The organism is Duganella sp. Dugasp78 (assembly GCF_059491455.1).
Map to the genome: position 1 here is coordinate 1,223,047 of NZ_CP168506.1, position 25,999 is coordinate 1,249,045.

A 25,999-nucleotide genomic window follows, 5' to 3' on the forward strand; every position below is an offset into this window, starting at 1 on the left:
TGGAATGGGGGAGCTGGGGCGGCCCTTTGAGGTGTGCGGCGCGGCGGCCCTTGCCTTGACCCCGCACGGCAAACCGGGGTCAGACCCCGGCGGGGTCTGACCCCAAACGATGGGGTTATTTCTTCAGGTAGGTATCGAGCCAGTCGATCACCGTGTGGTGCCACAGCAGCGAGTTGGCCGGCTTGAGCACCCAGTGGTTCTCGTCCGGGAACATCAGCAGCTTGCTGGGGATGCCGCGCCGTTGCAGCGCGGTGAAGGTGCCCAGGCCCTGCGTGGTCGGGATGCGGAAGTCCATATCGCCCTGCACCACCAGCATCGGGGTTTTCCAGTTCTTCACTTTCAGCGCCGGGTTGAACTTCTCGTGCAGTTCCGGCACGTCGTAGTAGGCGCCGCCGTTTTCCCATTCGGTGAACCAGATCTCTTCGGTGGCATACGCCATGCCGCGCGTGTCGAACACGCCGTCATGGTTGACGATGCACTTGAAGCCGTCGGACCAGCTGCCTTCGATCCAGTTCATCATGAAGCCGCCGTAGGACGCGCCCAGTGCGCAGCTGCGCTCGCGGTCCAGCCACGGGAATTTCTGCACCGCCGCGGCCAGGCCTTTTTGCAGGTCTTCCAGCGGCTTGCCGCCCCAGTCGCCGCTGATCGAATCGGTGAACTTCTGGCCGTAGCCGGTCGAGCCGTGGAAGTCGATGAACACGGTGGCGTAGCCGGCGCCGGCGTACACCTGCGGATTCCAGCGATAGCTCCAGGCATTGCCGAAGCTGCCCTGCGGGCCGCCGTGCACCAGGAAGGCGATCGGATATTTGACGCCGGGCTGGGCGTTCCATGGCTTCATCACGTGGCCGTAGACGGTCTCGCCGTTGGCGCCGGTGAAGGAGAACTGCTCGTACTCGCCGAACTTGACGTCGGCCAGCGCCTGCGCGTTGAGCGTGGTCAGCTGCTGCGCCTTGTCGGCCATATTAGCCATCGTGCCCAGCTTGAACTTGAACAGCTGCGCGCCGGACGCCAGGTTGGCCTGCGCCATGACGACGGTGTCGCGCGCGACGTCGAAGCCGCTGACGTAGCCGTTGCCGGTCAGCGCCGTCACCTTGCCGCTGGCGGCGTCGATGGAGAACAGGCGGTGCTGGCCGATATCGTCGGCGCTGGCCAGCAGGGTCTTGCTGCCCGGGGTCCAGCGGTAGTCGGCGATCGAACGGTCCCAGCTGTCGGCGACGGTGCGCTTCTTGCCGCTGGCGACGTCGATCAGCACCAGGTGGAAGCGGTCCGCCTCAAAGGTCGGCTTGTCCATCGCCAGGTAGGCCAGCGTCTTGCCGTCGGGCGAGTAGATCGCCCTGGTGTCCCAGGCCGGGTTGTCGGCGGTCAGGTTCTTGACCGCGCCGCCTTCGGCCGGCACGGTGTAGACGTCGAAGTTGGTCGACCAGGCTTCGGTCTTGCCGGCGATGCGGGCCGAGAAGACCACGGTCTTGCCGTCCGGGCTGAAGTGATATTCGTCGTGGTCGCCGAACGGCTTGGACGGCACGTCGCCGTCGAGCGTGCCGGACAGGCTCACCGGCTGCGCGCTGACCTTGCCGGTGGCGTCGATCGGCGCCGCGTACAGCACGTTGGTGCGGCCGTCGGCCCAGGTATCCCAGTGGCGCACGAACAGCTTGTCGTAGACCTTGCCGCTGGCCTTGTTCTTGGCCTGCGCGTCGAGGCGCGCCTTGCTGCAGGCGAGGTCGGCGCAATCGCGGAACACGGCCAGGCTCAGCGCCAGGCGGTCGCCCTGCGGCGACAGGCGGAAGTTTTCCACGTCCAGCGCCAGGTCGGTCACGCGCGCGGCCTCGCCGCCGGCCAGCGGCAAGCGCCATACCTGCTGCGAGCCGGAGCGGGCCGACAGGAAGTAGACAGCGTCGCCGGCCGGCGACCATTCGGGATCGCTGCTGCTGGCGTCGGCCTGGGTCAGGCGCACCGGCGCGGCCTTGGGCGCGCGCAGGTCCAGCATCCATAATTGGGTGTTGCCGCGGTTCTTGTCCAGGTTGGTGGAGCGCACCGTGTAGACGACGCGGGTGGCGTCCGGCGACAAGGCCGGGCTGCCGACGCGCTCCATCTTGACCATGTCTTCAACGGTGAAGCCGCGCGGCGCGGCCAGGGCGTTGGAAGCCGCGACAGCGGTTCCCAACAGCAGCAGTGATAGTCTCATTCGGGGATCTCCGACGTTATAAGAAAAATACCGGCTGGTGGCCGGCTGTCGGCATGATACCAAGATCGCAGCGCAGCAAGCAAAACGTTATTTAGGGAACCTCGAAAAACCGTCATTCCCGCGCAGGCGGGAATCCATACCCCGCATGCCCAGTGGCTCCGCATGGGTTCCCGCCTGCGCGGGAACGACAATTTGGTGGTTTTTCGAAGTGCCCTTAGGGAAATGTACCCGGTCTTGCGTTGCATCGCGCCGCGACGCACTCCACCGATTAGAAAATGTGACGCACGCCGGCCGAGATGCCCGACTGGCTCATCCCGACACCCACCGTGCCGCCGGCGTCGAGCGCCAGAGCCGCAGCGCCGGCGTTCGTCATATGGCCGAGCGAGCTGTAGACCGCGGTGCGCTTGGAAAGGTAATAGGTCAGGCGCAGCGCCGTCAGCGTGGAGTCGTTGCCGCTGTCCTTGACGTCGTGGCGCGCCACCTGTCCATCCAGCGTCATGAAAGGCATCAACGGGTAGCTGGCCCCGATGTAGATCAGGTTGGACTCCAGGTTGTTGGCCAGTGTAGCCGCCACCTTCTTGCGCGCCATGATGCCGGCGCCGATGCGCACATCGCCGGCCATGGCGTAGCCGTTCAGCGTGGTGCGGCGGTCGCTGCTGTCGCTGGTGGTCAGGCCGGCAGCTGCGCCAGTGTTACCGTACATGATGTCGTAGCTGGCCGTGACGCCGAAACGCTTGTTGTCATAGCCCAGCAAGGCCGTCACCTGGCGGCAGGCCTTGGCGTTGCCCGCCACCTCGCCCGCGCAGTTGGTGGCAGCCGGCCCGCCGGCGCTCGAGGCGTCGCGCCCGAAGCTGTAGGTGGCGCCCAGCGTGAAGTCCGAGAACGTGCCGAGATAGCCGACCGCATTGTCGCTGCGCGCGTTCGGGATGTACGGATCGATGCTGGACATGCTGAACAGGTTGGGGCCGAGCACGTCCGACTTGATCGCGGCCAGGAACGTCATATTGATCTGGCGCCCCAGCGTCAACGTGCCATATTCGTTTTTCAGGCCGATGGAGGCTTGGCGCCCGAACAGGCGGTTGCCCTGGCCGGCGGTCCCGGTATCGACGCCCAGACCGCTCTCAAGCACGAACACGGCCTGCAGGCCGCCGCCGAGGTCTTCGGTACCGCGAAAGCCCAGGCGCGACGGCACGCTGCCGGTCAGGCTAGGTACTTTGACGATGGAATTGCCGGTGGCGCTTGCATGATTCGTGTACACCACGCCGCTGTCGAGGATGCCGTAGATGGTGACATTGCTCTGCGCCATGACGGGGAGCGCGGCAGCGCCGGCAAGCAGTGCGAGGCCGGCTTTGAGGGTGCCTGTTTTCATGGTGGCGTCTCCGCTATCTATTGATGGTTTATATCGTTTATATTATTTATTTTTTATAGACGCCGCTCAGGATGATGTAGTCGTCGATGCGTTCCAGATAGGCCGACCTGTGCTCCATCTTCTGGCTGACCGGATTCATCCACTCGAAATCCACCCACCCGCTGCCCTTGCCTTTTGCCAGGTCAATCTCTTCCCGCACGAAGTACTTGCCGCTCATGTCCTTGATGTCGAACAGGTTCTTGCCGATCAGCTTGGGATTGACCCCGCTGGCCAGCATCAAGCCGGTCAAGTCCAGCGCGGCGATGTACAAGTCCCGGTCGATAAACTGTCCGCGCGGGTTGTTGAACTCCGCCATCGCCTTATCCTTGCCGTTCTGTTTGGCGTAGGCGACCGCTTTCTTCACCATCGCCACGGCTTCGTCACGGGTGGCGGCATCGGCCGCCATTGCGCACGGGCCGAAGGACAACAGCAGGACGGCGAATAGCAACTTGAAAAAACTCAGTTTCATTGACTGCTCCTTGGTAGTGGACAGGATGATGCCGGTCTACAGCAGCGAGGTCGGGCAGTACGTCGAGGGCGGGGCATTGATCTCGGGCTGACTGCCGACGACGCGAAAACCGGCCACGAAAATGGTGAGAAACCCCCATGGCAGCGATGCCTGTACTTGCCCAATCATAATAGTCGCGAAGGCGACAACCAGAAAGATTGAGATTAATACTTTGATGAAACCGTTGCTTTCTATCCACCAACTGAACGCCAAGGCGCGCCAGATGGGGCGGGGGCGACGCGCAGATGCGCCGCCTGATCGCCGGCTTAACGGCTCACTCGGACGCCAGGGCCCGATAACCGTATTGCTGCAGAATGCGTGCCTGCGTGCCATCTTTTTGCATGGCGGCACATGCTTTTTCCCACTTGGCGGCGCTGGCGTCGTCCATGCCGCGCCCGCCCGCCAGGTACACGTTGACCGGCTGTAGCACCGCGCCCAGGCGCAGGCGCAGCGCGACGGGACCCAGCTGGCGCTGCTCGTGCTCGGCGATGCTCTGCGCCACCATCCACACATCGATGCGTCCCCTGGCAAGCTTGCCCGCATTGGCGGCCGAACTGACCGCCGGCTCGATGCGTGTGAAGCCCAGCGCGCGGGCCAGTTCCTCCGACGGGCTGCCCATCACCACCCCCAACCGCAACGTCCGCGCCTTGTCGACCGTGGCGATGGCCACGTCGGTCGCCTCGCTGGCGACCAGCATAATGCGGTCTTCCCATAGCTTGCACAGCCAGCGGTACCGGTTTTCCAGCAGCGGCGAGCGCCCCAGCGTACCAACCGAACCCGGCGTGTCGTTCAGCAACACCAGTTCGCGGCGCAGCGGCACCGGGATGACCGGGCCGGCATGACCGGTGCGGCTGCGCAGGTCCAGCATCATCTCGTACAGCACGCCGCGCGGCACGCCCTTGTCGCGATAGAACAGGGGCGCCACCTCGTACACGTACATGCCGGGCGGCTGGGCACGCAGCGGCTGGCCCGCCGCCATCAGCAGCGCCGCCAGGACGGGGAACGTGTACATGCGTAGCGACATGGGCAGGGGTATTCCGAAAGGATATAACGGCAGAGTAGCACGCTGCGGGATGCTTGTGAGCAGGGGCCGGGAAACGCCACCGTCAGATAGAAAATAGAGCTTGACTTTTTTAAGACGACCGGTCATATTTAGCACATGGCTAAACCTAACGTCAAAGAGCAAATCGTCACCGCCGGCTTGAACCTGCTTCACAGCAAGGGTTTCAACGCCACCAGCGTCCAGGACATCACGGACGCCGCCGCTGTGCCGAAGGGCTCGTTCTACAACCATTTCACCAGCAAGGAAGCGCTGGGACTGGAGGTATTGCAACGTTATGGCGCGGCGGCGGCCGGCTACCTCGACGTGCTGGGCGACACCCGGCTGGCGCCCAAGGCCAGGCTGCGGGCGTATTTCGACCTGCTGATCGGCGTCAACACCGCCGCCGACTACAGCTGCGGCTGCATGCTGGGCAACTTCAGCGCCGAGCTATCGACCCAGATTCCGGCCATCCAGGAGGCGCTGCGCCTGACTTTCGACGACTGGGCGGCCGGCCTGACAGGGGTGATCGCCGCAGGCCAGCGCGACGGCAGCATCGCCGCGCCGCAGCCGGCGCTGGACCTGGCCAATTTCATCATCGACGCCTGGCAAGGCGCGGTGCTGCACGCCAAAGCGGCCCACAGCCGCGCGCCGCTGGACCGCTTTGCCGACATGGTGCTGAACCGTATTTTGCTGTGATGCTTTTTTTTCGGCCATTTTTAAGATGACCGGTCATATTGTTTTACCTTAATTTTACCCACTGAAAGGAATTACCATGAACTTCAAAGATGCCGTCGTCTTCATCACCGGCGCCAACCGTGGCCTGGGCAAAGCCCTGGCGCAAGCGGCCCTCGCCGCCGGCGCGCGCAAGGTGTACGCGGGCGCCCGCGATCCCGCCACCGTCACCCTGGCCGGCGTGACGCCGGTCAAGATCGACGTCACCAACGCTGCCGACATCGCTGCCGCCGCGCAAGCCCTGCCCGACGTGACCATCCTGATCAACAACGCCGGCATCTTCACCGGCAGCGGCGTGGCCGCGCCGGACGCCGTCGCCTCGGCGCGCGCCGAGCTGGAGACCAACCTGTTCGGCCCGATGGCGCTGAGCCAGGCCTTCGCCCCTACCCTCAAGCGCAACGGCGGCGGCGCCATCGTCAACATCCTGTCCGCGCTAAGCTGGATCAGCCTGCCGACCAGCGGCACCTACAGCGTCTCCAAGGCCGCAGCGTGGGCCATGACCAACGGCCTGCGCGGCGAACTGCAGGCACAAAACACGCAGGTGCTGGGCGCCCACATGGGCTATATGGATACCGACATGACCGACGGCGTCGACGCGCCGAAAGCGGCGCCGGCCGATGTCGCGCTGGCCATCGTCACCGCGCTCGAAGCGGGCGAGGATGAAGTGCTGACCGACGAGACCGCGCGCTACGTCAAGCAAGCCTTCACCGCGCCGCGCAGCGCCTACCTGGGCGAGCCGCGCGCCGCCTGAGGGGCGCCGACTTGGCGGGGGGCGGTCCACACCCCGCCTGTCACCCGATCAATAGACACCCGAAATCATGTCCTGCAAAAACCTGTCGTAGCTGCCATCGTTCTTGAGTTCGAGCAGGCCGGCATTGAATTTCCCCTTCAAATACGGGGTGCGGGGCTGATGTCTGGGGAAGCGCAGATAGCCGGCCGTCGCGCGCAAGGGGCGCGGTTCCGTCGCAAACAATTCCTTGACCCCGGGGAGAAAAAACTTGGGGTTAGAAAGCAGCAGCCATCCGGTCATCTCATCGACGGGAAAGGCATCGATGCGGCCGACGGCCACTTTTTTCAGATTCAGCAGATCGCGGGCGGCGACCTCCACATTGATTTTCCCGCTCTGTGCCATGTCCCAGAATTCCCTGGTGTAGGTATACCCGAGGGTGGCGCCGATTTTAACGGCATGCAGATCGGACAGGGTTTCCCAGTGGGGAAACGGTCTGGATTTCAAATGGAAAAATACTTCCCTGTGACTGGAGATCGGCTCGCTCAAAATAAAGTCGGCCTCGCTGGCCTGGCTGGCGAACCAGAACGCGCTGGCGTCGTAGCGTCCCACCTTGGTCTCGGCTTCGGCGCGCTTCCACGGCATGTAGGTGAATTTGACGTCGATCCCGACCCGCGCAAACGCCGCCGCGACGACGCGGTTGACGAAGCCGCCGTACTTGGCGCTTTCGCTGGTCCACGGCGGAAATTCACCGGTGGCGATGGTGACCGTTTCCGCTCTAACCAGCCCGGCAAAAGTCAGGCCGAGAAGACACCACAGGATAGTCGCCGTACCACGCATCGTTCCATCTCCAGGGTCGGAAAATCAAAAGTAATATCCGGCCTGCAGATTGACCCGATGGGTGACACTATCATACTTGGTCGAGGTCGAGCCCAGCCCGCCGAAATCCGGCCCCATATATGGCTGGTGCTTGCCCGCCATGAAATCGGCGTAGAAATACCATTTTCCGGCGGCGAAGCTCAACCCGGTCACATTCTGCTGCGCGTCCTTGTAATTGCCGACGCGCTTGTTCAGGACGCTGTAATCGTTGTAGAGCTTGAAGCCGCTGAACGGCCCCAGCGATCCCGGGATGTCATAACTGACGTTGGCCACCAGGATGTCGCCCTTGGCCGCCACCGGATAGGGATAGCCGAACGCGCCCAGCATCACGAAGCTGTTCGGGTCCAGGCCGCCGTAGGTCTGGGTCGCCGTATGCCGGGTATGGTAGTCGTAACGCAACGCTTCCAACATCACGCCGACCGGGCCAAAAGTGCCTTTATAGTGGACCGCGAACGCATTGCGGCGGGACGTCTGGCCAGCGCCGTTGTGGATTTCGCCGGTCAGCCCGGACAGGCCGACTTCCTGCTTTTCGCCGGGGCCGACGTGCCAGGCGACGCGGCCGACCAGGGTATTGTGCTCGCTGTCCTTCTGGCCCGTGGCGTAGCCCTGCGCATTATCGTCCGACACAATATTGAACGAATAGCGGTTCGAGGCCCCGGCCGTGTTGGAACTGCCGCCATACGATCCGCCATCGCGCGGATAGAAACCGAGCTGCCACTCCAGCGCGCCGGGCTTGCTGGCGTAGGTCACCCCCAGGTCGTACATGTCTTCGAAGCCGGTGTAGAACGCGATCGATTCGTAGAAGTTGTTGGAGGCGAACGGCTGCAGGCCAAACGGGATCTTGTCCAGTCCCACATGCACGGTGCTCTTGTCGTCAAAACGCATGCCGACCCAGCCGTGATGCAGGAAGTGCTCGGTGTAGTCGCCCTGCCCTTGCGGAAAATCGTTGTACCGATATTGCCCGGAACCGAGCCACCGGCCATCGTCGTAGTTGACGTCCAGGCGCGCCGTGTCCAGTCCGAAGAAACCGTGCGGATGGTCGGGCTGCCAGTTCTTGTAGACGTAATTAAACCGTATCGCGCCGCCGATGTGCAACGCGTCCTCGCCGCAGGCCGCGCCGCAGGCAAACGCCGCCGCGCACAACGCGCCGGCCCGAAAAACCCTGGTCAAATTCAGATGCATGACTCCTCCCTCCGGCTGCCGCGCCGCGCCATGTTGATCGAGTCTTACTTGGCGCCCGCTTCCAGGCGTTTCAGGTAAGCCGCTTCGAGTTTGGCGCTGTCGACTTTTTTCAGCTCGGCGTCAAAGGCCTCCTGCAGGGCCTTGCCGGCAGGCGAGCGGCGGAAGCAGACGTGCAGCGTACTTTCAGTCAGCAAATGGTCGCTGAACATCACGCTGTCCTTGGCACCGGTGTGCAAGGTCAGGTAGCGCAGCACCAGCTTGTCGATGACGATCCCTGGAACTTTCTTGCCCACCAGCTTGCGTACGTTATTCGTATCGCTGCTGACCACCTCTACCGGCTGCTTGCCCTGCTTCACGGCAGCGTCGAACTCGGCGCTGTTGGCATAGCCTTCCACCACGCCGATCTTGAACGCCGCCAGGTCGCTGGTTTTTTTCCATGGCACCGGCGTATCCTTCAGATAGCCAATACCCATTTCGCTCTTGCCTATCGGCTGCGACAAGTAGCATTTGCTCTCTGCTCTTTCAGCCGTGTAATACACCGGAAAATAGCCGGAATACTCGGGGTCGGACTCGCCTTTGGCGACCGTTTCCTTCCATTCAAAATATTTGACCTTGATGTTGTTGCCCAGCCGCTTTTCCACTTCCGCGACTATGGTGCCGGACAAGCCATCGCCAGGCAAAGTCGCTCCGGTGAAAGGCATCCACTCCAGGCTGGCCAGCTGTATGGTTTTCGCCGGCTCCGCCGCTGTCGCGTGCAGCGCGGCGCTGATGACTGTTAAGACGATGATTTTCTTCATCCCTTCCCCCCTTGCAATTGATTGACAAATGCCAAGCAATACCAAGATACACGAGGCCGACAAACAATGTGTTGCTTTGCGGATACCGTAATACAATAATTTTGTCGCAGCGAAAGGCCGTCGCAAGCGATACAAAATATTTTTTGATCGACGCAATAAAACACGTATTTTCATGCGCAAAATGGGTGCATAATTTCCCACTCAGTCAGGAAGAGTACGCAGGTTCATGACCGGCTTGATGTGCGTACATTCATTTTCCCCGCCGGTAATCTTCGCGATTTTATTTCGATACTGTTATTGCCACACGACCAGTTGTGAACAATTGTAAATCGACGTTGAATGAGTCCGTCACAGCGCTAAGGTAGCAGTCTTCACCTCGGGCGCGTCCGCCATCCAACGCTTGCCGCGCAGCCGAAGTCAGACGAAATACGGGAAACGTTATGCTTACTGCCACCTATGTCTTATTGACACTGTCCATCGAACAAAAGAAAGAGCGCCACTTCATCGCCCGTCTGCTGCAATACGTGCAGACGATTGCGCGTCGCCCGCAGGAAATCGATCCTGTGTTCATCGAAACCCAGCTCAAGGAACTGACCACCTTTGCCGAGACGCGCCACCAACGCAAGGTCGAGGCCTGCCTGATGCCGGCCGTGCGCGCGGCCGACGCCAATTGTGCCGCGCTGCTGAACGACCTCGAATCGCTGAGCCGGCTCGGCGGCGCCATGCTCAACGCCGTGCACAAATGCCTGCGCCGCGCCATGCGCCGCAGCGCTTCGCAAGGCAAGTTCCTGTGCCGCACGGTGGACCTGTATTGCCAGAACCTGCTCAAGCGCCTCGACAAGGAGGAACAGGAGCTCCTGCCGCTGGCGCAGAAAGTGATCTCCAGCGAAGAGTGGTTCGAGATCGGCAGCCAGTTCCTGGCGCAGGAAGACAACGGCGCCGCCACCCAGCCGGAGCTGCGGCCGCGCCGCGCCCGCATCTACGACATGGGCTCCGGCACAGCGACTGCCTGACCTGGCGCAAGCGCGGCGCCGGAACACTGTTGTTTTGGCTTCCGTCGCGCGCCGCTAAAGCTTGCTTAAGCAAAATCGTGCAGATAATATCAACTGCATGCAGACCCATTCCGCCACCGTACTGCACCTCCGCGGCGCCGCCGGCATGGACGCCATTTACCGCAAGATCAGCTGGCGCCTGCTGCCGCTGCTGATGCTGTGCTACGCCATCGCCAGCCTGGACCGCATCAACCTCGGCTACGCGCAACGGCAGATGCAGCTCAGCCTGCCCTTTGGCGACCAGGTCTACGCCTGGGGCGCCGGCCTGTTCTTCGCCGGCTGCGCCCTGTTCGCCCTCCCCGCCAACCTGCTGCTGGAAAAAACCGGCGCCCGCCGCATGCTGCTGCGGCTGATGATGTGCTGGGGCGTGGTGTCGGCGGCCGCCGCCTTCGTGCGCACGCCGTTCGAGCTTTACGTCCTGCGCTTCGCGCTGGGCGCGTTCGAAGCCGGCTTCTTCCCCGGCGTGATCCTCTACCTTTGCTGGTGGTATCCGGCGCCGCGCCGCGCGCGCGCGTTCGCGGTGTTTGCCTCGGCCGCGCTGCTGGCCGGCGTCGCCGCCGGTCCGCTGTGCGACGTCACGGTGAACTACCTGCATGGCGCGGCCGGCCTGCAAGGCTGGCAGTGGCTGCTGCTGACGCAAGGCTTGCCGGCCGTGCTGCTGGGCGCCGTCGTCTACGCCTATCTGGACGAACGTCCCGACGATGCCGGCTGGCTGTCGCCGTTCGAGCAGCTGATGATAGAACAAGACCAGGAACGCGACGAAACGCAGCTGCTGGCGGCCGCGCCGCACGACGCCGCGCCGTCCTCCACCGCCGCCGTCATCGACTCGCTGCTGCGCGACCGCGCCCTGTGCCTGCTGGCCGCCGCCAACCTGCTGCTGATCGGCGCCAGCTACGCGCTGCTGTCCTGGGCGCCGTCGCTGATGCAGCGCTGGGCCGAAGAAAGCCATATGCAGCCTGGCCTGCTAGCCGCCCTGCCCAACCTGGCGGGGGTGATCGGCATGATCGCCATCGGCTACGATTCGGACCGCCGGCGCGAGCGGCGCGGCCACTTCGTCGCCTGCATGGTGCTGGCCGCCGGCGGCCTGGCGCTGGCCCTGGCCGCCAACGACGGCATGGCCTGGTCGCTGGCCGGGCTGGCGCTGGCGTCGCTGGGCATCGCCTCGGCCGCGCCGCTGCTGATCGCCATCGTCACCGACTTGCTGTCGCGCCGGCGCGCGCCGGCCGGCATCGCGCTGGTGCTGAGCGTGGGCCTGCTGGGCGGCGCCTTCGCCCCCGTGCTGAGCGCGCGCCTGCTGGCATGGGGAGGCAGCGCCGCCATGCTGGCCGTGCTGATCGCCATGTACCTGGCGGCCGGCGCCATCCTGCTGCTGGCCCTGCGGCTGGCGCCGCGCCACGGCGGCCCGGACGCGCGGCATGGCCGCAGCGACAAGATGGCCCGCAACTGACGCTTGGGCTAGAATCGTGGACGCGCCGCGATCCGGCGCTCCCGTTCACCCAACCTCAAAGCGACCTTACCGATGCGTTTTGTCTTGCCCTTTTTAGCCGCCGCCATAAGCGGTTCTTTCGCCGCCAGCGCCGGCGCAGCATCCATCACCAGCGCCACCCCGATCACGCTGGACCAGGCGATGGCCAATCCCGACTGGATCGGCAATCCGGTGGAAGCCGCATGGTGGGGCTGGGACAGCCGCCAGATCTACTACAAACAGAAACGCGCCGGCTCGCCGCTGCGCGACACCTTCCAGATCGCCGCCCCAGGCGCGGCCAAACTGGTCGACGACAAGCAGCTGGCCAACCTTGACGCCGCCGCCCCGGTCTACAACCGTGAGCGCACGCGCGCCATCCTGCTGCGCAACGGCGACCTGTTCGAGCGTGACCTGAAGACCGGCGCGCTGACGCAGATCCTGCGCGGCACCACGCCGGCCGCCGATCCGCAGTATGCCGCCGACGGCGGCCATGTGCAGTTCCGCGTCGGCAGCGACTGGTTCAGCTGGAGCCGCGCCGAGCGCCTGGTGGCGCCGGTGGCGCTGCTGCGCACCGCCAAGGACCCGGACGCCGCGCCGGATGCCGACAGCCGCCGCGACCTGCAACTGCGCCTGCTGTCCACGCTCGCGCGCCTGAAGGACGAGAAGGACGCCACCCGCGACCGCCGCAACGCCGAACGCAGCGCCGACCCGACCCGCGCACCGCTGCCGGTCTACCTCGGCGAGAAGGTGGTCATCGAAACCAGCTCGCTGTCGCCGGACGGCCGCTACCTGCTGGTGGTCACCAGCGCCAAGGACGGTGACAAGCGCCGCGTCGGCAAGCTGGCCAAGTACGTGACCGAATCGGGCTACGAAGAAAGCGACGACCAACGCAAGCGCGTCAGCGACGCCGGCCCGCTGCCGCAGCAACTGAAACTGGTTGAACTGTCGAGCCGCAAAATAACCGAGCTGTCGTTCGACACGCTGCCCGGCATCGCCGTCGATCCGCTGGCCGAGCTGCGCGCCGCGCACAAGCTCGATCCGCTCAAAGGCAATCGCGGCCTGCGCTTCGAAAACCGCGAAGACTCGATCCGCTGGAGCGCCAACGGCGCGCAGGTGGCCGTGATGGCACAGGCGATCGACAACAAGGACCGCTGGATCGCCACCGTCGACCTGGCCGGCGCCAAGCTGAAGCCGGTGCACCACCTGAGCGACGCCGCCTGGGTCAACAACCGCGGCAACGATTTCGGCTGGCGGCCGGACAACAGCACGCTGTGGTACCAGTCCGAGGAAAGCGGCTACGCCCATCTGTACACGCAAACGATGGACGGCAAAGCACGCGCGCTCACCTCGGGCAAATGGGAAACCAGCGAGATCGAATGGAACGCCGACGGCAGCATCGCCTACTTCCTCTGCAATCCCAAACTGCCGGGCACCTACGAGGTGTGCTCCGCCGGCACCAAGGACGGCGCCTTGCACGAGCTGACGTCGCTGGGCGGCGTCGAGAGCTTCGCGCTGTCGCCGGACGGCCGCAAGCTGCTGGTGCGCTACTCGAGCGCCTACATGCCGACCCAGATCGCCACCGTCGCCAGCAGCGGCGGTACCGCCACCCAGCTGACCGACACCCGCAACGCCGACTACAAGGCGCGCGAGTGGATCACGCCGCAAATCGTCGCCGTGCCGTCCACGCATGGCGCCGATCCGGTGTGGGCCAAGCTGTATCGCCCGGCCACGCTGGAAACGGGTAAAAAATATCCGGTGGTGATGTTCGTACACGGCGCAGGCTATCTGCAAAACGTCAGCAAGCGTTATCCGGTCTACTTCCGCGAGCAGATGTTCCACAACCTGCTGGTGGAAAAAGGCTACATCGTGCTGGACATGGACTACCGCGCATCGCTGGGCTACGGCCGCAACTGGCGCACCGCGATCTATCGCCAGATGGGCCACCCGGAACTGGAAGACTACATCGACGGCTTGAACTGGATGGTGGCCAACCATCAGGGCGATCCCAAGAACGTCGGCATCTACGGCGGCAGCTACGGCGGCTTCATGACCTTCATGGCGATGCTGCGCGCGCCGGAGCAGTTCAAGTCCGGCGCCGCGCTGCGTCCCGTGACCGACTGGACCACCTACAACCACGAGTACACCGCCAACATCCTCAACACGCCGGAGCTGGACCCGGACGCGTACAAGATCTCGTCGCCGATCGAATACGCCGATCAGTTGAAGGGCAACCTGCTGATCGCCCACGGCATGATCGACGATAACGTGTTCTTCCAGGACTCGGTGCGCATGGCCCAGCGCTTCATCGAACTGAAGAAGGACAACTGGGAACTGGCGCCGTATCCGATGGAGCGTCACGGCTTCGTGCATCCGGAGAGCTGGTACGACGAATACCGCCGCATCTACCAGCTGTTTGAACGCACGCTGAAACAATAAGGAGCCCCATGAAAAAACTAGCCGCCCTGCTGCCACTGGTAGCGCTGATGTATGGACCGCTCGCGGTCCATGCCGAAACCAGTACCGTGAAACATCCGGCCTGGTCCCGCAGTTCCAACATCTACGAAGTCAACCTGCGCCAGTACAGCAAAGAGGGCACGCTGAACGCCTTCGCCGCCACGCTGCCGCGCCTGAAGCAGATGGGCGTGGACATCGTGTGGCTGATGCCGATCCACCCGATCGGCCAGCAGAACCGCAAGGGCACGCTGGGCAGCTACTACGCGGTGAAGGACTACACGGCCGTCAGCCCGGACTACGGCACCATGGACGACCTGCGCAAGCTGGTCAAGCAGGCGCACGCGCTGGGCATGCACGTGATCCTGGACTGGGTGGGCAACCACACGGCCTGGGACCATCCGTGGGCCACCCAGCATGCCGACTGGTACAAGAAGAACGACAAGGGTGAAATTCATTCCGTCAGCTTCAAGAACGAGGCGGGCGAGATGGAGGAATGGACCGACGTGATCGGCCTCGATTACGGCAACAAGGACCTGTGGAAGGGCATGACGGACGCGATGGCGTTCTGGGTGCGCGAGGCCGGCATCGACGGCTTCCGCTGCGACGCGGCCGGCCTGGTGCCGACCGAGTTCTGGAATCAGGCGCGCACGCAGCTCGACAAGATCAAGCCGGTGTTCATGCTGGCCGAATGGAGCGAGCCGGCGCTGCACGAGAAGGCGTTCGACGCCAGCTACGACTGGCCGTTCAACGAGATCATGAAAAAGATCGGCAAGGGCCAGGCCGGAGCGGCTGAGCTGAAAGCCTTCGTGGCCAATCCGCCCAAGGCTTATCCGCGCGACGCCTACCGCCTGCAGTTCACCAACAACCACGACATCAACTCGTGGCAGGGCACGGACAAGGACCTGTACGGCCCGGCCTACGGCGCGATGGCGGTGCTGAGCTACACGCTGCCCGGCATCCCGCTGATCTACAACGGCCAGGAAGCGCGGCTGGACAAGAAGCTGGAGTTCTTCGAAAAAGATCCGATCGACTGGAAGAGCTACGAGCTGGAAGGCTTCTACGCCGGCCTGAATCAGCTGAAGAAGGAAAACCCGGCGCTGTGGAACGGCGCCAGCGGCGGCGCGGTGCAGCTGCTCGACGTCGGCAACGAGCAGCTGTTTGCCTTCAAGCGCCAGCAGGGCAAGAACAGCGTGCGGGTGATCGTCAACCCGACCGCCACGCTGCAGAAGTACAAGCTGGCCGGCGACGAAGGCCAGGCCGTGCTCAAGCCCTGGCGCTGGCGCATCGTCGTGCCGGAATAAGGACTACTCAGTGGCCAGCCGCTTGCCCAGGCGGTACAGGTACTCCTGGCCATCGTACAGCGACTTGACGCGGATATGCTCGTTCAGGCCGTGGGCGCCGCTGCCCTCCGGGCCGGCGAACATGCCGCTGACGCCGTAGGTCCAGATGCCGCCGCTGTTGAGGAAGCGGCCGTCGGTGCCGCCGGTCGACATGGTCGGGATCACCGGGACGCCCGGCCACATATCGTTGCTGATCTCTTCCACCGCCTTCATCAGGACCGGCGTCAGCGGCGGCATCGGCGCGCTCAGGCCTTCGCCGATGCGGGTGATCTTGATCTGGTCGTCGGCCACCACGCGCTGCAGCGTGTCCTGCACATTGTCGACCTTCTCGTCCGGCAGGATGCGGCAGTTGACGGTGGCTCGGGCGCGCTGCGGCAACGCGTTGTCGGCATGGCCTGCATCGACCTTGGTCGCCACGCAGGTGGTGCGCACGGTGGAGTTGTGCACCGGGCTGACCGTGTACAGGCGCTCCAGCGCGGCCGGGTCGGGCGGATCGCTGAGGATGGCCTTCATGTCGGCGGCCACCTGGCCCTGCTCCACGGCGGACATGCGTTCGTAGTAGGAGCGCGTGACCGGCGAGAGCTTGAACGGGAAAGAGAACTGCCCCAGGCGCGACAGGCCCTCGGCCAAATGATAGATGGCGTTGTCGCGATACGGCGCCGAGCTGTGGCCGCCGGGATTGGTCACCTCCAGCTGGAAGCTCTGGTAGATTTTTTCGCCGGCCTGGATGCCATGACGTACCGGCTTGCCCTGCTTGTCCAGCAGGCCGCCGCCGCCTTCGTTCAACGCGATCTCGGCGTCGATCAGCGCGCGATGGTGGTTGAACAGGTATTCGGCGCCGTCGAATTTGCTGGGCACCATTTCCTCGTCACAGGTCAGCGCCATGACGATGTCGCGTTTGGGCGCCAGCTTTTCCTTTTTGTAGCGGATCATGTTGGCAACGAAGGATGCGGCCATGGCCTTGTCGTCGGACGAGCCGCGCGCGTAGAACATGCCGTCTTCCTCGATCAGCTTGAACGGATCGCGCACCCAGTCGGCGCGGTTGGCTTCGACCACGTCGATGTGGGCCAGCAGCAGCAGGGGCTTCTTGCTGCCGTCGCCCTTGATGCGCGCCACCAGGTTGCCCTTGGTGGGCCCGCCGGGCGGCACGATCAGGTGCAGGTCGGCGTCCTGATAGCCGGCCGCCTTGAGGCGCTTGGCCATCTTGTTGGCCGCCACCGTGCAGGAGCCGGTCGAATTGGTGGTGTTGGTTTCCACCAGTTCCTGGTAAATCTCGCGCATCTGCTTTTGCACCGGGGTCAGATCGGCGCCATGCACCGCACCCGCCATCGCCCATCCCGCCATCAACCAAGTCGCCCGCTTCATAGTGCTCCTATCATGGTCATGCCAAAGCGACTAAATTTATACCCAGGAATTATTACTGTCAATAAAAGTGGTGCCGGGGCCTTGCCAAACCCCTGGGAGCGTCTGCTATAATTGCGGCCCTTGGCCTGGTAGCTCAGTTGGTAGAGCAGAGGATTGAAAATCCTTGTGTCGGTGGTTCGATTCCGCCCCGGGCCACCAAGAACAGTCCCAAAGCAAACGCCAACCCCTGCAGGTTGGCGTTTTTGTTTGGAGGATTCGTAGTCCTCGGCTCCGGTCCATTTCCGGACCCTTGAGGCTCAGCCAATCACAAATCGCATCAGCGCCTATCCCGCAGCGATGCTGTTCCTGTAGCGCTACGCCGGCCGTTTCACTCCTGTGCGCCGTATTTGCAGTGTGTTCGGGCTATTCGTTCCACATGGCATGTTTGACGTAGATATCTTTCAGCATTAAGCCCTTCCCGCTCGGGAGAACCAGTGGCATTAGCCCGAGGAGTACCTCACCCTTGATAAAAGTCGGAGGTAAATAATTGTTATTCCCGTCTGGTAAGCCTGTTACTAAAAATGAACCGGATTCGTTATCGCAATGCACTGCCATTGCATGCTTATTCATCGTGCAGAGAAACTGACAGTCAGGTGGTAGTTTATGGGTCGAGTGTTGTCGTTGCTTGATCGCTTCAGCAATGGTGATCTCGTTGGCGTAGATTTTCCCCTTTAGTGGTTGCATGCCTGCCCACCGGCTCAGTTTCAGTGCCAACCCATAGGTCTCATAATCCGCCAGCTCATATTGCCCTGTGCTTACCTCCTCATCGGAGCATTGCAAGTTTTTGGCTAACTGCTTTTTTGCACTTTGTAGCGATAACATCGGACCTGGACTGGCGAAATTCGCTATTTGAAGCCCCGCAATAAATCCGCAATCCTTCGTGCCACTTGCTTGTACCAAGCTACTGTGACGCATAGCGTTAAATTTTTTCTCCAAATCACTCCCGCGTTTGGAAGCCGAGAATGACCGCTGTTGCGACGCAGTTGTGAGCACCCGTCTCGCGTTAGTTCGTAGGGCTTGAAACATGCCATGCCTCCGTTACGGGAAAAATGCATATTGCGAAATGTACAAAATAGCATAATTGTCAAACAGAAAACTATCAGAATGTAACAACTCGAAACACTTCTGACCGCTGCATCCTTGATAGCCACAACCTAGGTCTTTTGAGGCGATGGCGATCCGCGCGTCAAAACGATCTGGCGGGACATTCAGGATGGGCGCGTCGCTGCGCTTGCCATCAAGGCGCGACGCGACGGAGCCGGGTGAAAACGTTTTTTAAGCGTGAGCTACGTTATAGTCGTCGCTGACACTCCCGCTTCAATTTCTGATCCTTGTTTAAAACTCACCATGACATCGCTGCTCACTCCCCCTTCTTCACCGACCGCGCGCCTGACGCCGGCGCTGCTGGCCCAACTGGCCGAACGTTTCGGCGCGCAACTGTCCACCGCGCTGTCGCTGCGCGAACAACACGGGCGCGACGAATCAGCCTACGTTGACGTACCACCGCCGGAAGCGGTGCTGTTTGCCGAGAGCACAGGGGACGTCATCGATCTGATCCGCTTTGCCAACACCCATGCCGTGCCGGTGATCGCGTTCGGAGCCGGCTCCTCGCTCGAAGGCCACTTGCTGGCCGTGCAGGGCGGCATCAGCTTGGACCTGAGCCGCATGAACCGCGTGCTGGCCATCAATGCCGAGGACATGACGGTCACGGTACAGCCAGGCGTGACGCGCAAACAGCTCAACAACGAGCTCAAGGGCACAGGCCTGTTCTTCCCGGTCGATCCCGGCGCCGACGCCTCCATCGGCGGCATGTGCGCCACCCGCGCCAGCGGCACCAACGCGGTGCGCTACGGCACCATGCGCGAAAACGTGCTGGCGCTGGAAGTGGTGAGCGCGACCGGCGCGGTGGTGCGCACCGGCACCCGCGCAAAAAAAAGCAGCGCCGGCTACGACTTGACCAGGCTGATGGTTGGCAGCGAAGGCACCCTTGGCGTGTTCACCGAAATCGTGGTGCGCGTGCATCCGCTGCCGGAGGCCGAGTCGGCCGCCGTGTGCTCCTTCCCGTCGATTGAAGCAGCGGTGCGCACGGCGATCCACATCATCCAGGCCGGCATCCCGATCGCCCGCGTCGAACTGCTCGACGCTAACAGCATTCGCATGGTCAACGCCCACAGCAAGCTGGCGTTGCCCGAGTCGCCCATGTTGCTGATGGAGTTCCACGGCACCGCCAGCGCGGTCAGGGAACAGGCCGAAACGGTGCGCCTGATCGCCGACGAATTCGACGGCGGCTCCTTCGAGTGGGCCACCAGCGCCGAAGACCGCTCGCGCCTGTGGGCGGCGCGCCATCATGCCTATTTTGCCGCGATCCAGTCACGCCCGGGCTGCCGCGCTATCAGTACCGACACCTGCGTGCCGATCAGCAAGCTTGCCGAATGCCTGCTGGAATCGGTCGACGAAGCCGATGCCACCGGCCTGCCCTACTTCCTGGTCGGCCATGTGGGAGACGGCAACTTCCATTTCGGCTATCTGATCGATCCCAACTCGGCGCACGAACGGCGCGTGGCCGAGACGCTCAACGAACAGCTGGTGGCGCGCGCGATCCGCCTCGACGGCACCTGCACGGGTGAGCACGGCATCGGCATGCACAAAATGGATTTCCTGGTGCAGGAGGTCGGTATCGAGGCCGTCGAGATGATGCGCGCCATCAAGCGCACGCTCGATCCCAAGGACATCCTCAACCCCGGCAAGATCCTGGAAGGAAGGTGAGCCGCGGCGTCGCCATGCCGCCGCCCGCGAGCGCGGGCAGCGCTTCAGTGCGGATGCCGTGTTTTGGCCCGTGCTGTAGAGCCGCGTATTGAAAATCCTTGTGTCGGTGGTTCGATTCCGCCCCGGCCCACCAAAAACATTATCAAACAAAACGCCAACCCTCACCGGTTGGCGTTTTCGCCTTGTGGATACACAAGTTTCCAGTCTATTTCCGCTATGCCGACGTGATGATGCCATTCAGCTTCTGGACAGCTTCCGGCGGCAGCGCGAGATCGGCAGCGGCGGCATTTTGACGCAGGTGGGCGACCGACGAGGTGCCGGGAATTAACAGGATATTCTGCGAACGTTGCAGCAGCCAGGCCAGCGCCGTCTGCATAGGCGTAGCACCCAGTTGCGCGGCGACGTCGGACAGGATCGACGATTGCAGCGGCGAAAAGCCCCCCAGCGGGAAGAACGGCACGTAGGCGATACCGTCTTTTGCCAGCTCGTCGATCAGTGCGTCGTCGTGGCGATGGACCAGGTTGTATTGATTCTGTACACAGACAATGCGGGCGATACCGCGCGCCTGCTTCACTTGCTGCATGGTCGCATTGCTCAAACCAATGTGCCGTATCAGGCCGCGTTGCTGCAATTCCGCCAGTGCCGTGATGTGGGCTTCAATGTCGCCCTCCGCCGGACCCATGACGTCAAACATGAGGCGCATGTTCACCACATCCAGCCGTTCCAGACCGAGGCTGCGCAGGTTGTCATGCACCGCCGCTTCCAGCTCCTTCGGCGATTGGGCCGGCAGCCACGAAGCGTCGGCGCCGCGCGAGGCGCCGATCTTGGTGACGATCACTAGATCGTCCGCGTACGGATGCAGCGCTTCGCGGATCAGCCGGTTGGTGACATGCGGGCCGTAGAAATCGCTGGTGTCGATGTGGTTGATGTCCAGCGCAGCGAGCTCCCGCAGCACCGCCAGCGCTTCCTCGCGGTTCTTGGGTGGACCAAAGACGTGCGGGCCGCAAAGCTGCATGGCGCCATAGCCCATGCGGTTGACAGTCAGATCGCCGAGTTGGAAGGTGCTCAAAATATTCTCCTGAAGGATGGCTTGGTGAACACAGTCTAGGTGCTAAAACTTTGTGCGACAATACTTCTCAATGGCACGACTTGTGCCGAAAACAGGACAATGACCAATGGCTGATCTACAGGACATCGGTGCCTTCGTCGCGGTCGCCAAACACGGCGGCTTTCGCGGCGCCGCGCGCATGACGGGCAACAGCGCGTCACAACTGAGCGAAGCGGTGCGAAGGCTGGAGGCAGGCCTTGGCATGCGCCTGCTGAATCGCACCACCCGCAGCGTGGCCACTACCGACGCCGGCCAGCGCTTGCTGGAGCAACTGACGCCGGCGCTTGACGCGGTCGAATCCGCGCTCGATGTGGTGAACGGTTTTCGCGACCGGCCGGCTGGCAGGCTGCGGCTCAACGTGCCGCTGAGCGTATCGAAACTGATCCTGCCGCGCATCATTCCGCCGTTTATCGCCGCGTATCCGGACATCTGCCTGGAGATCATCGTCGATGACAGCTTTGTCGACCTGCTGCGCTCCGGTTGCGATGCCGGCGTCCGCTACGAAGAACACATGGAGCTGGATATGGTGGCGATTCCGATTGGACCGCGCCGGCAACGTTTTGCGCTGGCGGCGTCGCCTGACTATCTGCGACAGCACGGCACGCCCAAGCGGCCGGAAGACCTGCTGAAACATAGCTGCCTGCGCGGGCGCTTTTCCAGCGGCGCCATGCCGGATTGGGAATTCGAGCACAAAGGCAAGAAAGTCGTCATCAAACCGGCCGGTCCGTTGATCGTCAATCTGGGCGCTGGCGCCGACTTAAAGGTGGATGCGGCGGTGGCCGGCAGCGGCCTGGTGTACCTGTTTGAAGATTGGCTGAAGCCCTATATGGAGCGCGGTGAACTGGAACCGGTGCTGGAGCGCTGGTGGCCAGCCTTTAGCGGTCCCTCGCTGTACTATCCCGGCCGGCGCTATCTGCCGGCGCCGCTGCGCGCGTTTGCGGATTTTATCCCGACCATGCGCTGGTAACGCCCGGACGATCAGTCTCCGTACCTGTGCTTGCGTGAGCGCACCCCGGCTTCCTATCATGAAGGACGCGCCGCCCGATCGTGTCAGCACCGGCTTGCGCGTCCACACATCATCGCAAGCGGCCACCTGGAGATGCGCTATGAATACTTCAACGAATGATCAACTCAATGGACTTCGCTCCTCGCTCAGAGGACAACTTTTGCAAGCCGGCGACGCGGGCTATGACGCCACGCGCGCGATCTGGAACGGAATGATAGACCGGCGCCCGGCCCTGATCGTGCGCTGCGCCGGCACGGCCGACGTCCTCACCGCGCTGGCCTATGCGCGCGACCATGGCCTCAGCCTCGCCGTGCGCGGCGGCGGCCACAACATCGCCGGCAGCGCGCTGTGCGACGATGGACTGGTGATCGATCTTTCGGCCATGAGGTCGGTCCAGATCGATCCGGAGCAGCGCCGCGCCTACGTCGAAGGCGGCGCCACGTTGCACGACTTCGACCACGAAGCGCAGGCGTACGCGCTGGCCACGCCATTGGGTATCAACTCGACCACCGGCGTCGCGGGACTCACGCTCGGCGGCGGTTTCGGTTGGCTCAGCCGGACGCTGGGCCTGACGGTGGACAATCTGCTGGCGGCGGACCTGATCACGGCCGACGGCCGGCGCCTGCACGCCAGCGCCACCGAACACCCCGACCTGTTCTGGGCCATACGGGGCGGCGGCGGCAACTTCGGCGTGGTCACCCGGTTTGAATTTCAACTGCATCCGGTCGGGCCCGACGTCACGGCCGGGCTGATCGTTTTCCCCTCGGCCCAGGCCCGAACCGTCCTGGCGCAGTACCGCGATTTCGTCGACGAGATGGCGGACGACCTCACGGTCTGGGCGGTCTTGCGCAAGGCGCCGCCGCTGCCCTTTCTGCCACCGGACGTGCATGGACAGGATGTGCTGGTGCTGCCCATCTTCTCGCGCCTGCCACCAGATGCGGTGCAGCATGCGATCGATCGCATCAGCCGTTTCGGCGAGCCGCTGGGCATGCATGTCGGCGCCAAGCCCTACGTGGCCTGGCAGCAGGCGTTCGATGCGCTGCTGACGCCAGGGGCGCGCAACTACTGGAAATCGCATAACTTCACGCAGCTCAGCGATCAGGCCATCGACACCGTCGTCCGCTACGCTGGCACGCTGCCGACGCCGCAATGCGAGATCTTCCTCGGACTGCTGGGCGGGCAGGCGGGCCGCCCGGCGCCGAGCGACACGGCCTACCCGCACCGCGACGCGCTGTACGTGATGAACGTGCACACGCGCTGGGAAGACCCGGCCGACGACGCCCGCTGCATCGACTGGGCGCGCGACTTTTTCGGCGCCACCGCGCCCTACGCGACCGGCAGTGTCTACGTCAATTTCGTGACCCAGGACGAAAGCGGGCGCACCGCCGACGCTTATGGCGAAAACTATCAACGCCTGGCGCAGATAAAGCGGCAATACGATCCCGACAATCTGTTCCGCGCCAACCTGAACATCCGCCCCGCGTCATCAGGAAGCATCGCGAACGAAAACAGGCAAGCGGTGATGGAGGGTTATCGTGACTACCAAAACGGCAACATCCAGAACCTGCTGGACCGTTATCACGAAGACGCCGAGTGGAGCACGCCGGAATCGGAGCTGATACCTTTTTCCGGCGACTTCCACGGCAAGCCGGGCATTGCGCAGTTCTTCGCCAAACTCGATGCGGCCGTGCAGACCCTCCGGTTTGAACCGGCACAGTTTATCGCCGAGGGCGACAAGGTGGTCGTCACCGGCGAGGCCAGTTGGCTGGCCAAGCCAACCGGCCGCACGTACGACAGTTCCTGGGTCCATGTGTTTACTTTGCGGGACGGCAAAGTAGCCCGGTTTGTAGCGTTTTACGACACGGCGGCAAGCGAACGAGCGTTCCAGCCCGGACCAGCGGCTCAACCATCGGTCGCCTCCGAATTGCATCATTAAGGCCGGGGATTGAAAATCCTTGTGTCGATGGTTCGATTCCGCCCCGGGCCAGCCGGTGGCAGCCGTCGGCAAGCTGCGACCAAATAGTTATAAATAAAACAGCAAATCAGGCAAATGTCCGCTATTGTTATGTTTTTTATATAACAAATACAATTGATGAAATCCATCCTGAAAACCCTGCTACTCATCACTTGCGTGGCACTGCCGCTGGCCAAAGCTGCGGCTGCGGCCGCGGCGCCGCCCATCCCCGTCACCACCTTCTTCAAGAAATCAACCACCACCGGCGCCATGCTCTCGCCCAACGGCCGCTTTGTCGCGGTGCGCGAGCTGTCACCACAAGGCCGTACCATGCTGACGGTGGTCGATGTGAAGGAGCGCACATCGCAAGCGATCGTCGGCTTTCGCAACGCCGACGTCGAAATGTTCTATTGGCTCAACGACCAACGCCTGGCATTCACCCTGATCAACGTCGACCACGAGGGCGAGGCCGGGAAGCCCGGCCTGTACGCGATCGGCCGCGACGGCAAGGACCGCACCTTCCTGGAGACGATCCTCGTACGCAAGCGCTCATTCTCCGAAAGCGATCTGGTCGATCACAGCTACCCCTCGCAGCACGTCATCCACGGCTTCCCGTTCTCGAAAGGGGAGTCCATCTTGGTCTTCGCGCATTACGAGATCAACGACGAGGCGAAACCGGTGCGCGTCAACACCCAAAACGGCCGCTGGTTCCCGCTACTGGCGCCTTTCGGCACTTACGGCTGGCTAATCGATGCCGAAGGCAAAATCCGGATCGCCACCGCCAAGCGGGACGGCCGCGTCGTCACTCTCCACCACGGCAAAAACGGCTGGCGCCAGATCGACAGCCGCGACGCAAAAGCGGCGAGCTTCGAGCCGCTGCTGTACGTGGACGATACCCTTTACGTCAGCTCACGCAACGGCAACGACAAGGCCGGCATTTATCGCTACGACCTGGAGCAGAACGCCATCGTACCCACGCCGCTGATCAGCGCGCCCGGCTTCGACACCACCGGCGATTTCATCCTCAGCGAGTCGAAAATGCTGGGCTTCCGCTATAGCGCCGAGACCAGCGTTACTGTCTGGTTCGACGAGCGGATGAAAGCGGTCCAGCGGGAGGTCGACCAGCTATTTCCCGGCATGGTCAACATCATCTCGCTCGGCCGCGCCAGCGAAACGCCTTTTGTGTTGATCGACAACTATTCAGACGTCGAGAACCACGCCTTCCTCCTCTACAACACCGAGACCAAGGAACAGATTCTGCTGGGCGAAACCACGCCGGACATCCCTGCCGACAGGATGGGCCGCATGACGATGGTGCGCTACAAGGCGCGCGACGGCCTGACGATCCCGGCCTGGCTCACCTTGCCGAACGGCGCGGTAAAAAAGAGGCTGCCGACCGTGGTGCTGGTGGGGGAGAAACCGGCGTCCCGCAACGTCTACTGGAAATGGAATGCCGAAGTACAATTCCTCGTCTCGCGTGGTTACGCTGTGCTGCAGCCCGAGCCGCGCGGCGTCAAGGGCTTCGGCCTTGCCCATTTCCAGGCCGGTATCGGCCAAACGGGCCGCGCCGTCCAGGACGACCTCGCCGACGCCGTCAAGTGGGCCGTGGCGGAAGGCCACACCGATCCGTCGCGGGTGTGCATCGCCGGCACGGGCTACGGCGGCTATGCGGCCATGATGGCCTTGCTCCGGGATGCCGACACCTTCAAATGCGGCATCAGCTGGTCCGGTCTGACGACGTACCAGGACAATCCGGACGACGCCAGGCTGAAGGATATCAAGCGCCCGCTCCTGCTAGCCTACGGCACGGACGACGAGGCGGTGGACATCCACAAGGCGCAGGCGTTCTACCAGGCGCTCAAGGCCGGCAACCCGCAGACGGAATGGCTGGAATACACCTCGACCGTCGACGACTGGAGGACGCAGAAGAACCGCATCGACTTGTGGCAACAGATCGAAAGCTTCCTGGACCGGCAGATCGGCACCCGGTAAA

Annotated in this window: 19 protein-coding genes, 1 tRNA gene and 2 pseudogenes; 12 read left to right on the top strand and 10 right to left on the bottom strand. The window is 63.0% G+C overall.

Annotated features, from left to right (window positions below):
• Positions 1-115 precede the first annotated feature (115 nt).
• The 4 genes from ACEN9O_RS05475 to ACEN9O_RS05490 all read right to left on the bottom strand — a co-directional run bounded on the left by ACEN9O_RS05475 (position 116) and on the right by ACEN9O_RS05490 (position 5,122).
• Positions 116-2,182 (bottom strand): prolyl oligopeptidase family serine peptidase, encoded by a 2,067-nt coding sequence (locus tag ACEN9O_RS05475; protein ID WP_495616614.1) that lies wholly within the window; start codon positions 2,180-2,182, stop codon positions 116-118.
• Between the two features lie 268 nt (positions 2,183-2,450).
• A complete protein-coding gene (locus ACEN9O_RS05480; RefSeq protein ID WP_495616615.1) occupies positions 2,451-3,551 on the bottom strand; it encodes a porin in 1,101 nt (366 codons plus the stop codon).
• Positions 3,552-3,597: 46 nt separating this feature from the next.
• Entirely contained in the window at positions 3,598-4,059 is a 462-nt protein-coding gene (locus ACEN9O_RS05485; protein WP_495616616.1) for a cache domain-containing protein, read from the bottom strand.
• A gap of 313 nt (positions 4,060-4,372) precedes the next feature.
• A complete protein-coding gene (locus tag ACEN9O_RS05490) occupies positions 4,373-5,122 on the bottom strand; it encodes a substrate-binding periplasmic protein (protein WP_495616617.1) in 750 nt (249 codons plus the stop codon).
• A gap of 135 nt (positions 5,123-5,257) precedes the next feature.
• Between ACEN9O_RS05490 and ACEN9O_RS05495 the strand changes: the two genes are divergently transcribed.
• Together ACEN9O_RS05495 and ACEN9O_RS05500 are read left to right on the top strand one after the other, a co-directional pair.
• A complete protein-coding gene (locus ACEN9O_RS05495) occupies positions 5,258-5,836 on the top strand; it encodes a TetR/AcrR family transcriptional regulator (RefSeq protein WP_495616618.1) in 579 nt (192 codons plus the stop codon).
• Positions 5,837-5,912: 76 nt separating this feature from the next.
• Positions 5,913-6,623, top strand: coding sequence for an SDR family oxidoreductase (locus ACEN9O_RS05500; protein WP_495616619.1), 711 nt, complete (start codon positions 5,913-5,915; stop codon positions 6,621-6,623).
• A gap of 48 nt (positions 6,624-6,671) precedes the next feature.
• Here the strand turns inward: ACEN9O_RS05500 and ACEN9O_RS05505 are convergent, their stop codons facing one another.
• Genes ACEN9O_RS05505 through ACEN9O_RS05515 form a run of 3 tightly spaced genes read right to left on the bottom strand, consistent with a single transcriptional unit; the run spans position 6,672 to position 9,457 of the window.
• Complete coding sequence (locus tag ACEN9O_RS05505) at positions 6,672-7,439, bottom strand: substrate-binding periplasmic protein (RefSeq protein ID WP_495616620.1); 768 nt, start codon at positions 7,437-7,439, stop codon at positions 6,672-6,674.
• A gap of 24 nt (positions 7,440-7,463) precedes the next feature.
• The gene (locus tag ACEN9O_RS05510; RefSeq protein ID WP_495616621.1) at positions 7,464-8,660 is read right to left on the bottom strand and encodes a hypothetical protein; all 1,197 of its coding nucleotides are present in this window, start codon (positions 8,658-8,660) and stop codon (positions 7,464-7,466) included.
• 44 nt (positions 8,661-8,704) lie between these two features.
• On the bottom strand, positions 8,705-9,457 hold the full coding sequence (locus tag ACEN9O_RS05515; protein WP_495616622.1) for a substrate-binding periplasmic protein: 753 nt from the start codon (positions 9,455-9,457) through the stop codon (positions 8,705-8,707).
• Between the two features lie 440 nt (positions 9,458-9,897).
• Here ACEN9O_RS05515 and ACEN9O_RS05520 point away from each other — a divergent pair, with 440 nt between their 5' ends.
• The 4 genes from ACEN9O_RS05520 (at position 9,898) to ACEN9O_RS05535 (ending at position 15,729) form a co-directional block, all read left to right on the top strand.
• Positions 9,898-10,470: a hypothetical protein gene (locus ACEN9O_RS05520; protein ID WP_495616623.1), complete on the top strand. Its 573-nt coding sequence runs from the start codon at positions 9,898-9,900 to the stop codon at positions 10,468-10,470.
• Between the two features lie 97 nt (positions 10,471-10,567).
• On the top strand, positions 10,568-11,956 hold the full coding sequence (locus ACEN9O_RS05525; protein ID WP_495616624.1) for an MFS transporter: 1,389 nt from the start codon (positions 10,568-10,570) through the stop codon (positions 11,954-11,956).
• 72 nt (positions 11,957-12,028) lie between these two features.
• Positions 12,029-14,410 (top strand): S9 family peptidase, encoded by a 2,382-nt coding sequence (locus ACEN9O_RS05530; protein ID WP_495616625.1) that lies wholly within the window; start codon positions 12,029-12,031, stop codon positions 14,408-14,410.
• A gap of 8 nt (positions 14,411-14,418) precedes the next feature.
• Entirely contained in the window at positions 14,419-15,729 is a 1,311-nt protein-coding gene (locus ACEN9O_RS05535) for an alpha-amylase family glycosyl hydrolase (RefSeq protein WP_495616626.1), read from the top strand.
• 3 nt (positions 15,730-15,732) lie between these two features.
• On the opposite strand, the gene ACEN9O_RS05540 is transcribed toward ACEN9O_RS05535, so the two are convergent.
• The gene (locus tag ACEN9O_RS05540) at positions 15,733-17,133 is read right to left on the bottom strand and encodes a M20/M25/M40 family metallo-hydrolase (RefSeq protein WP_495616627.1); all 1,401 of its coding nucleotides are present in this window, start codon (positions 17,131-17,133) and stop codon (positions 15,733-15,735) included.
• Positions 17,134-17,255: 122 nt separating this feature from the next.
• Between ACEN9O_RS05540 and ACEN9O_RS05545 the strand changes: the two genes are divergently transcribed.
• A tRNA-Phe gene (locus ACEN9O_RS05545) sits at positions 17,256-17,331 on the top strand.
• A gap of 204 nt (positions 17,332-17,535) precedes the next feature.
• Here the strand turns inward: ACEN9O_RS05545 and ACEN9O_RS05550 are convergent.
• The gene (locus tag ACEN9O_RS05550) at positions 17,536-18,198 is read right to left on the bottom strand and encodes a hypothetical protein (RefSeq protein WP_495616628.1); all 663 of its coding nucleotides are present in this window, start codon (positions 18,196-18,198) and stop codon (positions 17,536-17,538) included.
• Between the two features lie 321 nt (positions 18,199-18,519).
• Here ACEN9O_RS05550 and ACEN9O_RS05555 point away from each other — a divergent pair, with 321 nt between their 5' ends.
• A complete protein-coding gene (locus tag ACEN9O_RS05555; protein WP_495616629.1) occupies positions 18,520-19,938 on the top strand; it encodes an FAD-binding oxidoreductase in 1,419 nt (472 codons plus the stop codon).
• A gap of 214 nt (positions 19,939-20,152) precedes the next feature.
• Here ACEN9O_RS05555 and ACEN9O_RS05560 read toward each other — a convergent pair whose 3' ends face one another.
• Positions 20,153-21,007 (bottom strand): aldo/keto reductase family oxidoreductase, encoded by an 855-nt coding sequence (locus ACEN9O_RS05560; protein WP_495616630.1) that lies wholly within the window; start codon positions 21,005-21,007, stop codon positions 20,153-20,155.
• A gap of 106 nt (positions 21,008-21,113) precedes the next feature.
• Between ACEN9O_RS05560 and ACEN9O_RS05565 the strand changes: the two genes are divergently transcribed.
• The 4 genes and pseudogenes from ACEN9O_RS05565 (at position 21,114) to ACEN9O_RS05580 (ending at position 25,998) form a co-directional block, all read left to right on the top strand.
• Positions 21,114-22,013 (top strand): LysR family transcriptional regulator, encoded by a 900-nt coding sequence (locus tag ACEN9O_RS05565; RefSeq protein WP_495616631.1) that lies wholly within the window; start codon positions 21,114-21,116, stop codon positions 22,011-22,013.
• 139 nt (positions 22,014-22,152) lie between these two features.
• Positions 22,153-23,535: pseudogene (locus ACEN9O_RS05570) on the top strand (FAD-binding oxidoreductase); the annotation flags it as partial.
• Between the two features lie 60 nt (positions 23,536-23,595).
• Positions 23,596-23,988: pseudogene (locus tag ACEN9O_RS05575) on the top strand (nuclear transport factor 2 family protein); the annotation flags it as partial.
• 156 nt (positions 23,989-24,144) lie between these two features.
• Positions 24,145-25,998, top strand: a complete 1,854-nt coding sequence (locus ACEN9O_RS05580) for an alpha/beta hydrolase family protein (RefSeq protein ID WP_495618429.1) — start codon at positions 24,145-24,147, stop codon at positions 25,996-25,998.
• Position 25,999 lies beyond the last annotated feature (1 nt).